Annotated in this window: 15 protein-coding genes and 1 pseudogene; 11 read left to right on the plus strand and 5 right to left on the minus strand. The window is 47.8% G+C overall.

Annotated features, from left to right (window positions below; genetic code table 11):
* Positions 1–4: 4 nt before the first annotated feature.
* From AAC052_RS20100 to AAC052_RS20120, 5 genes and pseudogenes are all read left to right on the plus strand, one after another.
* On the plus strand, positions 5–292 hold the full coding sequence (locus AAC052_RS20100; RefSeq protein WP_317487729.1) for a nucleotidyltransferase family protein: 288 nt from the start codon (positions 5–7) through the stop codon (positions 290–292).
* Positions 289–618 carry a DUF86 domain-containing protein gene (locus AAC052_RS20105; RefSeq protein WP_339815225.1) on the plus strand — a complete coding sequence of 110 codons (330 nt, stop codon included), beginning with the start codon at positions 289–291 and terminating at the stop codon, positions 616–618. Before AAC052_RS20100 ends, AAC052_RS20105 begins: the two co-directional genes overlap by 4 nt.
* Positions 619–780: 162 nt before the next feature.
* Complete coding sequence (locus AAC052_RS20110) at positions 781–1,107, plus strand: metalloregulator ArsR/SmtB family transcription factor (protein WP_317487730.1); 327 nt, start codon at positions 781–783, stop codon at positions 1,105–1,107.
* Positions 1,104–1,607, plus strand: a pseudogene (locus AAC052_RS20115) (SRPBCC domain-containing protein). The gene AAC052_RS20110 and the pseudogene AAC052_RS20115 overlap by 4 nt, the downstream one beginning before the upstream one ends.
* A 108-nt stretch (positions 1,608–1,715) precedes the next feature.
* Positions 1,716–2,096: a DoxX family protein gene (locus AAC052_RS20120; protein WP_339815226.1), complete on the plus strand. Its 381-nt coding sequence runs from the start codon at positions 1,716–1,718 to the stop codon at positions 2,094–2,096.
* Positions 2,097–2,262: 166 nt separating this feature from the next.
* Here the strand turns inward: AAC052_RS20120 and AAC052_RS20125 are convergent, their stop codons facing one another.
* Positions 2,263–3,390, minus strand: coding sequence for a CaiB/BaiF CoA-transferase family protein (locus AAC052_RS20125; RefSeq protein ID WP_339815227.1), 1,128 nt, complete (start codon positions 3,388–3,390; stop codon positions 2,263–2,265).
* 21 nt (positions 3,391–3,411) lie between these two features.
* Between AAC052_RS20125 and AAC052_RS20130 the strand changes: the two genes are divergently transcribed.
* The 4 genes from AAC052_RS20130 (at position 3,412) to AAC052_RS20145 (ending at position 7,891) form a co-directional block, all read left to right on the plus strand.
* A complete protein-coding gene (locus AAC052_RS20130) occupies positions 3,412–4,629 on the plus strand; it encodes a TlpA disulfide reductase family protein (protein WP_339815228.1) in 1,218 nt (405 codons plus the stop codon).
* A gap of 81 nt (positions 4,630–4,710) precedes the next feature.
* Positions 4,711–6,216, plus strand: a complete 1,506-nt coding sequence (locus AAC052_RS20135) for a pyruvate kinase (RefSeq protein WP_339815230.1) — start codon at positions 4,711–4,713, stop codon at positions 6,214–6,216.
* 151 nt (positions 6,217–6,367) lie between these two features.
* Entirely contained in the window at positions 6,368–7,270 is a 903-nt protein-coding gene (locus tag AAC052_RS20140; RefSeq protein WP_339815231.1) for an IS982 family transposase, read from the plus strand.
* 30 nt (positions 7,271–7,300) lie between these two features.
* Positions 7,301–7,891, plus strand: coding sequence for a class I SAM-dependent methyltransferase (locus AAC052_RS20145; protein ID WP_339815232.1), 591 nt, complete (start codon positions 7,301–7,303; stop codon positions 7,889–7,891).
* 7 nt (positions 7,892–7,898) lie between these two features.
* Here AAC052_RS20145 and AAC052_RS20150 read toward each other — a convergent pair whose 3' ends face one another.
* Positions 7,899–9,218: a Gfo/Idh/MocA family oxidoreductase gene (locus AAC052_RS20150; protein ID WP_339815233.1), complete on the minus strand. Its 1,320-nt coding sequence runs from the start codon at positions 9,216–9,218 to the stop codon at positions 7,899–7,901.
* Positions 9,219–9,324: 106 nt separating this feature from the next.
* On the opposite strand from AAC052_RS20150, the gene AAC052_RS20155 reads away from it, so the two are divergent.
* A complete protein-coding gene (locus AAC052_RS20155; protein ID WP_339815234.1) occupies positions 9,325–10,185 on the plus strand; it encodes a polysaccharide deacetylase family protein in 861 nt (286 codons plus the stop codon).
* Here the strand turns inward: AAC052_RS20155 and AAC052_RS20160 are convergent.
* Both AAC052_RS20160 and AAC052_RS20165 read right to left on the minus strand, forming a co-directional pair.
* Positions 10,165–10,674, minus strand: coding sequence for a GNAT family N-acetyltransferase (locus tag AAC052_RS20160; protein WP_339815235.1), 510 nt, complete (start codon positions 10,672–10,674; stop codon positions 10,165–10,167). The two genes, AAC052_RS20155 and AAC052_RS20160, sit on opposite strands and share 21 nt — an antisense overlap.
* Positions 10,671–10,949, minus strand: a complete 279-nt coding sequence (locus AAC052_RS20165) for a DUF1778 domain-containing protein (protein WP_339815236.1) — start codon at positions 10,947–10,949, stop codon at positions 10,671–10,673. The genes AAC052_RS20160 and AAC052_RS20165 overlap by 4 nt, the downstream gene beginning before the upstream one ends.
* A gap of 149 nt (positions 10,950–11,098) precedes the next feature.
* Here AAC052_RS20165 and AAC052_RS20170 point away from each other — a divergent pair, with 149 nt between their 5' ends.
* Entirely contained in the window at positions 11,099–12,895 is a 1,797-nt protein-coding gene (locus tag AAC052_RS20170; protein WP_339815237.1) for a glycoside hydrolase family 9 protein, read from the plus strand.
* A gap of 19 nt (positions 12,896–12,914) precedes the next feature.
* Here the strand turns inward: AAC052_RS20170 and AAC052_RS20175 are convergent, their stop codons facing one another.
* Positions 12,915–13,493: a Uma2 family endonuclease gene (locus AAC052_RS20175; RefSeq protein WP_317487740.1), complete on the minus strand. Its 579-nt coding sequence runs from the start codon at positions 13,491–13,493 to the stop codon at positions 12,915–12,917.
* Between the last annotated feature and the right edge of the window lie 24 nt (positions 13,494–13,517).

Below are 13,517 nucleotides of genomic sequence, written 5' to 3' on the forward strand. Positions count from 1 at the left end.
ACAAATGACCAGACAAGGTATCAATACTGCCATTGTAGATTATCTCAGCCCCTATAAGCCGGAGTGGATTGGTCTTTTTGGGTCCTATGCAAGAAACGAGGATACCGATAGCAGCGATATTGACATACTGGTTCGATTTAAGAAAACGCCAAGTCTTCTGGATCTTGCCCGCATTCACAGGGAACTATCTCAATTGTTAAGCAAGAAGGTTGACGTCCTCACAGAAGCCGCCCTCAAGAACGAGAAGCTAAAAAAATCGATCTATAAAGACCTACAGCTAATCTTCAAATGAAAGATGAAAGTGTCTATATCGACCACATTCTTCAAAGCATCCAAAGAATCCTTATTTACATTGACGGAAAAGATCAGCATTCATTTGACGAAGACTTCTTAACTCAAGATGCCGTCGTCCGCCAACTAGAAATAATTGGTGAAGCCACAAAGAGGATATCGAAAGAATACAGATCAAAATTCCCAAACATTCCATGGTCAGACATGGCTGGAATGAGAGACGTGCTAATCCACGATTACATAGATGTCGACCTGAATGTGGTGTGGAAAACCGCTTCTGAGGATATCCCGACCCTCAACAAACTACTGAAAGGTTTGAAAGAGTAGCGCTGGTGGCAAAACTTTTTCTCGCTAATACCTACTTTCCACCCCCTAACTACAACCGTTTTCTCTTCCCAAGGGCTCACTGGAAAATAAATCTATCGAAAAAATTGCGCAACTACTTAATTGCATATATACTTGCAATCATATAGTTGCATATTGACACTCATGGAAACGAGAAGAGACGTATTTCAGGCCGTAGCAGACCCAACACGCAGGGCTATCTTACTGTTGATAGCTGCCCAAGCAATGACGCCCAATGCCATCGCAGAAGAGTTCAGTTCCAGCAGACAGGCAGTATCGAAGCACATTCAAATTCTTACCGAGTGTGAGCTGGTGAAACAAGAAAAGACGGGCAGGGAGATTTATTACCATATCAACGCAACCAAAATCACCGAAATCACCGACTGGGTGGAACAGTTCAAAAACAACCTGGAGATTCAATTCAGTCAGCTGGATAATGTTTTATCGATACTTAAAAACCAAAAAAAATGAACACCAACTTACCGCTCGATTTTACTGTAGACAAGGAAGCCAAAAAGGTCTACATCAAAAGAGAATTTGATGCCGAATTGTCGCTGGTTTGGGATGCGTTTACGAAAGCAGAAATCCTCGACCAGTGGGTAGCTCCTAAACCGTTCACCGCCAGAACCAAAGTGATGGATTTCAAAGTAGGTGGGCGATGATTCTATGCCATGGTCAGCCCTGAAGGACACGAAAAATGGGCCATTCAGAAGTTCACTGCCATCAACCCGAAAACCCATTTCGCCACTTACAATACCTTCGCCGACAAAGACGAAAACGCTGAAATGCCGGGTTCCGAATGGGACTATAAGTTTAGCGGGCTTGGGGAGCGAACGGTGGTAAGCATCACTATCTATAACGAGTCCCGTGAGCGCATGGAACGGATGGTTGAAATGGGCTTTGCAGAAGGATTCAAGATGTCGATAGACAATCTGGATAAGGTATTGGCTGGTTTACAGCAAAAAGGATAGAAGATGAAAACCCTGGCGACTAAAGTTGAAATAGCTGCTCCAATCAGGGGCCATTGAAACGGAAATTGAAAGAAAATACCTATCATTAACTGCGAAAATCAAAACACCATGACAAATTCATCTTCAAAACGGGATCGAATCATTTTTTGGATAGCGACGGGGCTTTTCAGCGCCTTCATGTTGTCGTCAGCCATCCCCAACATCATGTCCACGCCGGAGTGGGTTGATATTTTTAAAATGCTTGGATATCCACCCTACATGCTGCCCTTCCTAGGCGTAGCAAAGCTTTTGGGGGTGATCGCCATACTCATCCCTGGTTTTCCACGAATAAAGGAATGGGCCTATGCTGGCCTTTTCTTCGATTTAGTGGGGGCGGTGTATAGCGGACTCTCTGTAAGTGGCTTTGATCCGCAAATGCTTGTGATGCTGGTGCCTTTCGGGTTGGGAACCTTATCGTACGTTTACCATCACAAACTAACTGCTAAGTAAGCAGCAGGCTTTGAAGTGGCGGATCTGTCATTTGCGATCTAACCGTTCCCAATACAACCAGAGTGAATTTTGGGACAGAAAGTTTCCGTGACATTGTTTGTTAAGCAAGCAACTCAACAGGCTTCCGCTACTAATTGAAATCGCTAATGAAAAATCGAGTATTGCATCACCCCTCCCCCAGCCCCGGAGCAGCCTTCACCTCCACAGCCATCGCCCCATCTCCCATTTTAAAGGCCACCTGACTCAAGCCGCTTTGGGTTAGTCCATTTCGCAAAGTGTCCAGCACCATGGCCTTACCCTGGGGTGTGGCAAACACCTGATCCATGGTATTGACCCGGCCGTAAGGTATGTCGGCGATAAGGAAGGCGGAGCATAGCTGATCAATGCCAAACAACGAAAAAGCGCTCTCAAGCATGGGCTTTAGCAACTCCCTGTTTTTCACCCTGGCGGCGTTGGTGGCGAATTCCGGCTTTATCGCCAGGCCTGCTAGATCAAGGATGCTGCAAAGCGACTTAAATTGCTTATCAGATCCAACAGCGATCATGAGCCACTGACCATCAGCCGTTTTAAAGATATTGCCATAAGGCACAATATTGGGATGCTCCGAGCCCATGCGCTGCGGCACCTGCCCAGCTACGAGCCAATTAGTAGCCTGGTTGACCAGGGAGGAAATAGCGGCCTCTATTAAAGACACGGTGACATAACTCCCTTCGCCAGTTCGCATCCTTTTGATCAGAGCCAGCAGCAAGCCTTCCTTTAAATGATGGCCGGCCAGTACGTCAGTCAGCGCCACGGGCATTTTTTGCGGCTTGCCGTCCTTTTCCCCGTTCAGGAAGACAAACCCGCTCTCCGCCTGCACAATGGCGTCGTAGCCTACCCTATTCTCTTCAGCACCAAAGCCGGTAATGTGACCATAAATAAGATCAGGCTTAAACGCCTTCAAATCAACATAGCTAACCCCCAGCTTTTCCGCATCGCCCGGTTTGTAGCTTGCAATAACAATGTCGGCTGTTTTCACCAGGTCATAAAGCCTTTCAAGGTCTTCTCTCTTCTTCAAGTTGAGCAGCACCGACTTCTTCCCTGCATTCACCGACATGAAGTACGCCGACATATCCGAATCGGAAGCCTCAGAGGCCAGCTTCCAGCTGCGGGTGACGTCGCCGCCAGTTTCCGGATTTTCTATTTTAATCACCTCGGCGCCCAATTCTGCAAAAAACTGCCCTACACTAGGGCCTGCCAACACTGAGGCCAGCTCAATAACTTTGAGGTCGGAAAAGATTGCTGTACTTTGCACGTTATGAGTAGAAATAAGACAATGGCAAAGATAGACAGGTTTTTGAGCATACTTATGATAGCGCTTTTTTCTTGCCTGGCGGCATATGCCCAGCCACAGGAAGGCATTTGGAGGGGTACGCTCGACATGCAGGGTATGCAGCTGCCTTTCAACTTTGAAATGAAGCTGGAGGATAATATTTGGAGGGTGTATTTGCTAAATGCTGAGGAGCGGCTGCTCATCAGAGACAGCAAAGTGAAGCAAGATTCCATTTACCTTCCGATGAACCTTTTCGATTCCTATATTGTCGCTGCTTTTCAGGGTGACCACCTGGAAGGGGTCTTTGTAAAAAACTACTCAGAAGACTACAAAGAAACCTTCAAAGCTGACTATGGTCTTGAGTACCGCTTTTTTCCAGACAGCGATGAGCCGGTCACCGACTTTTCGGGCAGGTGGGCCATCAATTTTACCTCGGAGGACGACAGCATTACTTCCATTGGGCTTTTTAAGCAGGAAGCCAACCGCATCTGGGGCACCATCCTTACTGCCACCGGGGATTTCCGCTATTTGCAGGGTAATGTAAAAGGAAAAAACCTCTACCTCAGCACTTTCGACGGTGCACACGACTTCATCTTTCAGGCCAGCCTGCTGGGCCCTGGCAAGCTGGTCGGACTTTGGCTATATGGCAAAAATTACAAAGAGGGCTGGTCTGCCACAAAGGACGCCTCCGCCGAAATCCCAGATTTTACCAACGTCGCCTACAGTAAAAACGACCAGCCATTTGAGTTTTCTTTGAAAGGACTGGACGGAAGAACAATTACTCATAATGACCCCGCACTGAAAGGCAAACCCATCCTTTTGCAAATCTTTGGCACCTGGTGCTCCAACAGCATGGACTTGTCCAACTTTATCGATGATTGGCTCCAGGCCCATCCTGATGCCGGGTTTGAATGGGTAGGTCTGAGCTTTGAAACCAGAGACGACCTGCCTTATGCCAGAGAACGCCTGGAAAACTGGCGAACATTTATGGCGTCGGATGCAAAATTAGCTTTCGGCGGCAAAGCGGACAAAGCTTCTGCTTCCATGATGTTTCCTACCCTCAGCCGGGTAAATGCCTATCCTACGCTCATCATTTTGGACAAAGATCACAAGCCTGTGAGAACCTATGGATTCTTTAATGGCCCTGCCACGGGGGAGTACTACGAAGTATTCAAAGAAGACTTTGAAGCGGTGGTCAAAAGTGTGCTTGACAATCGCTGACAAAAGTCACACAAGGAAGACGCAGGTGATCATGATTTAGGGGTTTTTAGTGCAATACCTTGGTACACTAAAGACACAGACATGATGCCCGAACTAAATGACAAAATATTGGTTCAACTTCAGCAATTGGAAACTGAACTGGTTCATGAAGCAAGAGTTTACAGCGACCTGATTGAGCAAGTTTACCCCTCCAATAAAGCCTCAGCGCTGAACCTTATTCACTACCTGACCCTTCGGAAAGCGGATCTCCGGCCTTTGCAAGACAAACTTCATTATTTGGGGCTTTCTTCACTTTCCAATTCCGAAAGCCACACTATGCACCAGCTTCGCTCGGTTATTCAGTGGCTGAATAAGCAACCTTACCACGGGCACCCCGATGATATCGATCCGGTAACCGCCCGGGCCATTGCGCAGAGGCAATCCATGCATTTGTTTGGTCAGCACCCCAGCAACGAAATTCCTTTTGTCATGGTGACGCTGGATGCCCGAATGGCTGGCGACATTGGGTTGGTTTCTCAGTTTTTGGAACAGGGAATGGATGTGGCAAGAATCAATTGCGCCCATGATGATGAAGCAACATGGGATTTGCTGGTTTCTACTTTAAAACAGGCTATGGCTGAGACGGGAAAAGGCTGTCGGATTTACATGGACCTTGCCGGGCCCAAATTGCGCACAGGCATTCCTGGTAAAGAAAAAGATAAAAAGCGATTGAAGGTAGCAGAAGGGCAAACGCTAAAACTTGTGGAGCCCGAGTACGAAGCAGGCCCAAAAGCGAGAGTCGTGAGCTGTAGCGTAAGGGGTATTATCGCACAATTGAAACCCGGGCAGAAAGTGCTTTTTGATGATGGACTTATCAGCACAACAGTGGTGAAAGTAAAGGGCAACCAGGCTCACCTTGAAATTGACAGGGTTTCAGGCACCAAACCCCATTTGAAAGCGGGCAAGGGCATTAACTTTCCGAATGCGCAGCTCGAGATTGTGAGCCTGACAAAAGAAGACAAAAAGGCATTGCCTTACATTTGCCGGGAAGCCGACATGGTGGGTTACTCCTTTGTGCGAACAGTAGACGATTTGAAAGTGCTTCAAAGCAGCCTAACAGACCTCAGCGAAAGTCCTCCTCACATCATCATCAAAATAGAAACCCCCGAAGCGTTTGTCAACCTACCCGAACTGCTGTTGCAGGGAATGACCCAAAACACCATGGGCGTAATGATTGCAAGGGGCGACCTGGCAGTAGAAGTGGGGTTTGAGCGGATGAGTGAGTTGCAGGAAGAAATCCTGTGGATTTGTGAGGCGGCTCACGTGCCGGTCATTTGGGCCACGCAGGTGCTCGAAACACTCAACAAAACCGGAGTAGCTACCCGCTCGGAGGCCACTGACGCAGCCAGGTCGGCTATGGCCGAATGCGTGATGATCAACAAGGGATTGCACACCGTAGAGGTGATCCGGTTCCTGAAAGACATATTGAGCAGAAGCGGCGGGCACCGCACCAAACGAAGACACTTATTCAGGCCATTATCAGTGGCGCAGCATTTCTTTAAAGAAAGGGAGCTTCTCCAAGAACTAACCGCTTCAGAAAATGCTTAATAAGGCGACTTCTGGTTGACGGAAGAGTTACCCGAAAAAATATAAACTAACGTGAGTTCGATATAAAAAAGCGAGGATTTAGGATGAAATAAGGCGAGAAATTAGTATATTAAGTGACTGACAATCAACGTAATAACTAACATTCTCGCCTATGTTAACATCTAATAAAATTACTGAAATTTTCTGTTCCATTGATGATTTCACCTTAGAATTTGTCCCAAAATTTGAAAGCCACCTTCTGGGGGTTAAAAAAAGAAACAAACCAGGCAAGCTTTCCCTGTCTGAAGTAATGACTATTCAAGTACTGTTTCACCTGTCTGGTTATAGAAATTTTAAGACTTTTTACAATGCCTATGTTTGTATCCATTTGCGGTCTTACTTCCCTGCTGTGGTCAGCTATAATAGAATGGTTGAGTTAACAAGAGATAGTATGGTTCCTTTGGCTATCTACCTAAAAAGTCAAAGCCTGGGTCGTTGTACTGGCATAAGTTTCATCGATAGTACACCCCTTAGAGTATGTCATAACAGACGCATCCACAGCCATAAAGTTTTTGATGGACTAGCAAAAAGAGGTCAATGTTCGATTGGATGGTTCTATGGCTTTAAACTGCATTTAATCACCTTAGATACAGGAGAAATCGTCGATTTTATGCTTACTCCAGGCAATGTGGATGATCGCAAACCACTGCAAATAGAGCGATTCATTAAGAAACTATTCGGCAAGTTGTTTGGGGACAAGGGATACTTGAGCAAGGAGCTTTTCAAAAACCTATTTTTCAGAGGGGTACATTTGGTCACCAAGCTTAAACGAAATATGAAGACATCTACTGTCACCCCAATCATGGATGCCATCCTGCTACGCAAGAGAGCCATTTGTGAAACGATCATCGATCAACTAAAAAACATCTTCCAAATTGAACACTCAAGACATAGAAGTAGCGCTAACTTTGTCACCAACTTATTCTCAGCATTGATAGCCTATAACTTCTGCGAGAAAAAGCCCTCAATTAGGGTTAACTACAAAGACTCCGGACAGCTTTTTCTCCCTTTATAGATCAAAATTATATCGAACTCACGTTAAACTATGTGGAACGAAAGGTACGCCAAAACTGAATTTGCCTACGGCAAGGAGCCCAACGATTTCTTGAAACAACAAATAGCTGAGAAAAGCTCCGGCAAGGTACTTTGCCTCGCTGAAGGACAAGGTAGAAATGCTGTGTACCTGGCAGGCCTGGGCTACGAGGTTACGGCAACCGATCTGTCGTCGGTGGGTTTAGAGCGCACAAAGGAACTGGCGAAAGAAAGGAATGTTGCCGTCGCCACACTGCAAGTTGACCTGGGCGAATACCAGATAGGCAGCGAAGCTTGGGACGGGATCGTCTGCATTTTTGGTCACTTCCCACCTTCTGTGCGAACCCATGTGTTGAGTCAACTCTATGGCGGGCTGAAAAAAGGTGGCTTTCTGCTGATGGAAGTTTACAGCACAGACCAACTCGGCTATGGCACGGGTGGGCCAAAAGAAATGTCCATGCTGTACACACTCAGTGAGCTTGAAACCATGCTGGGCTCCTCCTGGGATTTCGAAGTGTTGCACCAAACTGAAAGAGAAGTCATCGAAGGTGAATACCACAACGGAAATTCGTCGGTGATTCAGGTTTTCGGGAGGAAGAAGTAAAACCAACTTAAACCTTCGGCAACACCCACGGCTTCCTGTAGCTCGGAAACACCAGCGCATTGGCCGCTTTGTTATTCAAAATCTGCCGCTTGGTTTCATCGTAGGTAACCGGGCCCGATCCACGCAGCGAGAGGTTACCCAAATGGGCGTAAATGCCTGCCATTCGGCCCATTTCAATCGTGCAGTTGGTGGTACCACGACTTTTGATGCCGTCGAGAAAATTGCGCACATGCTCTGGGTGGTAATTTTTCCCCTTTTCGAAAAGTATCGGCTCCATGGTTGGGCTTCCATTTCTGTTTTCTGGCTTCAGCTCCCAGAATTCTCTGTTGGCCACAATGGTAGCATCGTCACCCTGTATAGCCAGGCCATAGGGCTTGTTGTAAGGCCCACTTTGGATGCCCGCTGTGTGATCCCAGGTCAGCACAAAGTCTTTCATTTGGTATACCACAGAAAGGGTGTCGGGTGTTTCGTGGTTGTAATTGGGAAAGGAAAGATTGCCTCCAATTGAACTCACCGTGGCAGGCATGTAGTCGACCTTGCCAGCCCAAAGGGCCATATCAAGCAAATGCACACCCCAGTCGGTCATGAGGCCCCCGCCGTAGTCCCAGAACATGCGCCAGGAACCATGAAAGCGAGTGGGGTTGAATGTGCGATCAGGAGCTGGCCCTAGCCAGGTATTGAAGTCCACTCCGGCTGGTACTGATTCATCAGGCTTCTTGAGCTGACCGATGCCGTAGCCGAAATTACCCCACACCTTGATCTTGCGAAGTTTGCCAAGCTTTCCTTCATGCACCATGGCCATGATATCCGCCCAGTGGGTGCCGCTGCGCTGCTGCTGACCTACCTGCACCACTTGCTTGCTGTATCTTTTGGCCGCCGCCGTCATCACCTCTATTTCTCCTATGCTATTGGCCAGGGGTTTTTCAACATACACATCTTTCCCGGCTTGCAGCGCTTCAACAAAAGGCAAACAGTGCCAATGATCGGGTGTGCCGATGATCACAGCATCAATATCCTTGTCCGCAAGCAGGTCTCGATAGTCTTTGTACAACTTTGGCTTTTTGCCTTGCTTTTTCTCTACCTGAGCTGCCTTGTCGGTCAGTACATTTTCATCCACATCGCAAAGCGCCACACACTGCGCATCCGCATTGTTCATATGGTTCTCAAGGATCCAGTAGCCCTGGCCCCGGCAGCCGATCAGGCCAACGTTAATAACATCGCTGGGGGCGGCCTTTCTGCGACCGGCTAAAACCGCTGACGGGAGAATAGTCAAAGCACCCAGCCCAAGGGTGGTGTGCTTCACGAAGGTGCGTCTATTGGTAATCATAATTGAGTAGATGTGTATCTCTGTCTAAGCTAAAAGGATATTTCCCATTATGAAAGTGGAAATGTAGATTTGGGCCAGCGGGTGCAAATAAGAAACTAAACTAGTTATGCCGGAAATTCCTGAATCCAACAATAGCAGGCTCAAAAGGGCTGTTCTTTGGATTGTGATCATCTTGCTTCTTTGGTTGGTTTTTGGCTGCTCTGGTAAAGCAGAGAAAAAGGAACAAGACCCATGTGCCTCCTTTGAATGTCAGCATGGGGCTATCGTGAGGGCCGATACCGCCGATAAGTCCCTGACCCTCGTTTTCACTGGCGACGAGTTTGCCGATGGTGCCCATCATATCATTGATGTGCTGGCCAAACAACAGGTGAAAGCAAGCTTCTTTTTCACGGGTAATTTTTATGGTAATCCGGCATTTGAAAAAATCATCCATCAGCTCAAGCAAAACGGTCATTACCTTGGCGCACACTCCGACAAGCACCTGTTGTATTGCTCCTGGGAGAATCGTGATAGCCTGCTGGTGACAAAACGGGAGTTCACGCAAGACCTTGAGGCAAACTATCTAAAAATGGGGCGGTTTGGAATAAGAAAATCAGATGCCCCCTATTTTTTGCCACCTTACGAATGGTACAACGACAGCATTAGCAAATGGACGAGACAATGGGGCCACCAACTCATCAACTTCACGAGCGGCACCAGATCCAATGCGGACTACACCACACCCGACATGCCCAACTACCGAAGCAGTAACGTCATCTACGATAGCATCCTCGACCATGAGCAAAAAGACCCGGCAGGTCTCAATGGCTTTTTGCTGCTTGCACACATTGGCACTGCACCGGAAAGAACAGACAAGTTTTATATGAGGCTGGAGGAGCTGATTGTTGACTTGAGGGCGAAAGGGTATGAGTTCAAATCACTTGTTGACCTGCTCAATGCTGGCGCTTCAGGCGTCAAAGAGGAGTGATATGGTGGCCATAGGCAAGAACATCTTGCCACTGTCGGGCAACAGAATAAACCCATACTTTTGATAGAAATGGACTGCATTGTCATCAATAGGATCAACAATCACTGCCAACGAGCCAATACTGCTACTGGCCGTCTCAAAACTCTTCTTCAAAGCATCAACCGACAATAGCTCACCAAATCCTCTCCCTGCCATTTTCTTATCAACTGCCAATCTTCCAAGGAGTGTGGCGGGCAAATCTTTATAATTAGGAGGTAATTTTTTCCTGATTTCCTCCGGGAGCAGTTTTTGGTTTATCGATGCGCAAGACAGGGTATAAAATCCCAAAACCAAATCCTCACTATCGGCAAGTACGAAACAAACAGACAGCTTCCGTTTAACATCCTGCTTCGCCTGCTTGATAAGATAATTATCCAGCATAGGCTGACCACAGCTGAACTCACTCTTGTGGTGAGAGGTGTCGAGAGGTACTATGGCATAGTTCTTCACTGCTTCAAAGAATCTTTGTGCCTGTTCAAAGCATTCTTCAAAGCCTTATTAGGTGCGGGCGGATTCATCAGTGCGTCGAAAAAAATTTCTTTGTCCTTGCCAGACGCTATGATCCTGTCGTGTTTTTCAACAATCTTCTGTGCCTCCTGCTGGGCAGAGTGTACAACAAACTCCGTGAGGGTTCGAAACCCACCCAAACTAGCTGCGTACTCAAACAATTCTTTTTGCTCCCTTGAAAGCCTTGTATCAAATCTTGCCTTTTCTGAAACACTCATGGTCATATTGTTTTCATGCCAAATGTACGGAAAATATACGTACAAAATAGCTTAAAAGTTCAAACAATTTGATCTTCTATACACTATAACGGCTGGTTGAATTTATCTTTAGCTGATTTTTGATTTCCTTGACACGAAACGTTTGCTCCATGACCCTACTCTACCTGCAATTTCTGGTTTCCTTCCTCCTCCCACTTTCCGACCCCACGGAGGCCAAAGCTGATGCTGTGCATATTCGCATCAACCAAATCGGCTACTTACCAAATGAAAGCAAAGCGGCCATCGTCTTTTCCAATTCGCCGGTAAAGGAGACTTTTCAATTAGTGGATGTCAACACTGGCTCATCCCTGGCTGTGGTAAAACCCGCCAAATCAAAAGCCAAAGGTTGGGGCACTTTCAGCTATTACTATGCACTGGACTTCACCTCCATCACCAAAGAAGGTACCTACAAGCTGGTAGGGCAGAAAAGTAAAACGGCCTCCCGCCAGTTCACCATTTCAGATAAGGCCTACAGCGGGCAAACCGAACCCCTGCTCACCTTCATGCGTCAGCAGCGCTGCGGCTACAACCCCTTCCTCGACATGGTGTGCCACCAGCGTGACGGACGCAGCATGTTTGGCCCCATGCCAGACTCCACTTATGTGGATGTGAGCGGCGGCTGGCACGACGCCGGGGATCAGCTGAAGTACCTGATCACAGGCAGCTACGCCACCGGCCACATGCTACTGGCCTACGAGCTGTTTCCGAAACGCTTTGCTGACGACACCAACGCCCTTGGTCAGACCGGTGGCAATGGGCTTGCCGACGTGCTCGACGAAGCCAAATGGGGCCTCGACTGGATCCTCAAAATGCATCCGGTTCCTGACCAACTCATCCACCAGGTGGCCGACGACCGGGACCACAAAGGCTGGAAAATCCCCGACAATGATCCTTCGGATTATGGCTGGGGGCCAAATAGCTATCGGGTGGCCTATTTCGCAACAGGAGAGCCTCAGGGCCTGATGAAGTATAAAAGTGAGGCAACCGGGGTGGCCAATCTTGCGGGAAGATCAGCCGCTGCTCTGGCACTGGGTGCCCGTATTTGGAAGAACGACTTGAAAGAGGAATCATTTGCCTCCGATTGTCTGGAAGCGGCCAAATCGTTGTATGCCCTGGGAAAAGCAAAGGAAGGTTTTCAGCAGGGTAATTCATACGGTGCTCCCTATCGCTACACCGAGCAAACCTGGACAGACGACATGGAGTGGGGAGCGGCCGAGCTGTATAAAACCACGGGCGAAAGGGCCTACCTGGAAGACGCAAAAAAGTATGCTCGTTTAGCTGGCACCGAAGGATGGACAGTGCTCGACACGGCAGCTCACTATCAATATTATCCTTTCATCAACCTGGGGCACTATGCCCTTTATGAGGTGGTGGAACCAGCCTTCCAGGATACACTGGCCGGCTATTACCGGGCGGGGATTGACTTTACACTTAAGAAAGCCGCCCGCAACCCTTACAACATCGGCATCCCCTTTATCTGGTGTTCCAACAACCTGCTGACAAGTCTTGCAGCCCAAATCATTCTTTACGAGAAAATGACAGGCGACCTGCAATACCACGGCTATCTGGTGGCGCAGCGAGACTGGCTTTTTGGTCGGAACCCATGGGGCACCACCATGTTCACCGGCATGCCAGAGGGCGGAGAATACCCAGTGGATGTGCACACCAGCGTATGGGCGATGACAAAAAAAGAAGTGCCTGGTGGGCTGGTGGACGGGCCGCTATTTGGCAGCATTTACTATAAAATGCTGGCTGTGGAGCTTTCAGAACCCGACGAATTCGCTGCTTTTCAGAACCCTTTCGTTGTGTACCACGACGACATTGGCGACTACTCCACCAACGAACCGACCATGGATGGAACGGCTGGAGCTGTTTTGATGATGGCTTATTTTGGGGTGGATAGGTAGGAAGGCAATGAAGCGTCAATCAGCCTTTTATTATCTCAGGCAAATTCACTGTAAAGCCATCAATTGGCCCTGTGCCTGCCAACGGCTGATCAAAGGGATGCTCACTTGTATTGCCGCCGGTTGAGTAAACCCAAACCCTTTGATTGTCAAAGTCGATGAGCCAACCGAGGGAAGCTCCCTGGCTGATCCACTCGTTCATTTTTGATTGAACCTGCTTCAGGTTGTCAGAGGCAGAAACAATCTCGATAACAAAATCGGGACACACGTGAGCGAACTTCTTTTTTTCCTCCTTTGCCAGCGCTTCCCACTTGTCTTTTAAAATAAGGCTAACGTCCGGAGAGCGAACAGCTGAATTGGGTAGGGTAAATCCCGTGGATGAGTCAAAGACATAACCCGCTTTTGACTTTTTGTTCCATGCACCAAATTCGATTAGTAGATTGGAATTGTAAAAACCTGTTTCGCTATAGGTCGGTGACATAATAATAATATTTCCTTCTGCGTCTCGCTCGATTCGCAAATGTCGGTTGTCCATGCAAAAGTTCTGAAACTCCGCCTCTGTGAATTTCCCTAATGACTGTGTATTCAGTTCATGAACCATGTGTCTCGATTTTGATTCAGCTTA

This window comes from uncultured Imperialibacter sp. (assembly GCF_963974565.1).
GTDB lineage: Bacteria > Bacteroidota > Bacteroidia > Cytophagales > Cyclobacteriaceae > Imperialibacter > Imperialibacter roseus.

Bases quoted from the DNA above. Each gene is read 5' to 3' on its own strand.
- AAC052_RS20175 (WP_317487740.1), bottom strand. From the start codon at position 13,493: ATGGTTCATGAACTGAATACACAGTCATTAGGGAAATTCACAGAGGCG.
- AAC052_RS20150 (WP_339815233.1), bottom strand. From the start codon at position 9,218: ATGATTACCAATAGACGCACCTTCGTGAAGCACACCACCCTTGGGCTG.
- AAC052_RS20140 (WP_339815231.1), top strand. From the start codon at position 6,368: ATGTTAACATCTAATAAAATTACTGAAATTTTCTGTTCCATTGATGAT.
- AAC052_RS20105 (WP_339815225.1), top strand. From the start codon at position 289: ATGAAAGATGAAAGTGTCTATATCGACCACATTCTTCAAAGCATCCAA.
- AAC052_RS20145 (WP_339815232.1), top strand. From the start codon at position 7,301: ATGTGGAACGAAAGGTACGCCAAAACTGAATTTGCCTACGGCAAGGAG.
- AAC052_RS20170 (WP_339815237.1), top strand. From the start codon at position 11,099: ATGACCCTACTCTACCTGCAATTTCTGGTTTCCTTCCTCCTCCCACTT.
- AAC052_RS20130 (WP_339815228.1), top strand. From the start codon at position 3,412: ATGGCAAAGATAGACAGGTTTTTGAGCATACTTATGATAGCGCTTTTT.
- AAC052_RS20155 (WP_339815234.1), top strand. From the start codon at position 9,325: ATGCCGGAAATTCCTGAATCCAACAATAGCAGGCTCAAAAGGGCTGTT.
- AAC052_RS20165 (WP_339815236.1), bottom strand. From the start codon at position 10,949: ATGAGTGTTTCAGAAAAGGCAAGATTTGATACAAGGCTTTCAAGGGAG.
- AAC052_RS20135 (WP_339815230.1), top strand. From the start codon at position 4,711: ATGATGCCCGAACTAAATGACAAAATATTGGTTCAACTTCAGCAATTG.
- AAC052_RS20110 (WP_317487730.1), top strand. From the start codon at position 781: ATGGAAACGAGAAGAGACGTATTTCAGGCCGTAGCAGACCCAACACGC.
- AAC052_RS20100 (WP_317487729.1), top strand. From the start codon at position 5: ATGACCAGACAAGGTATCAATACTGCCATTGTAGATTATCTCAGCCCC.
- AAC052_RS20120 (WP_339815226.1), top strand. From the start codon at position 1,716: ATGACAAATTCATCTTCAAAACGGGATCGAATCATTTTTTGGATAGCG.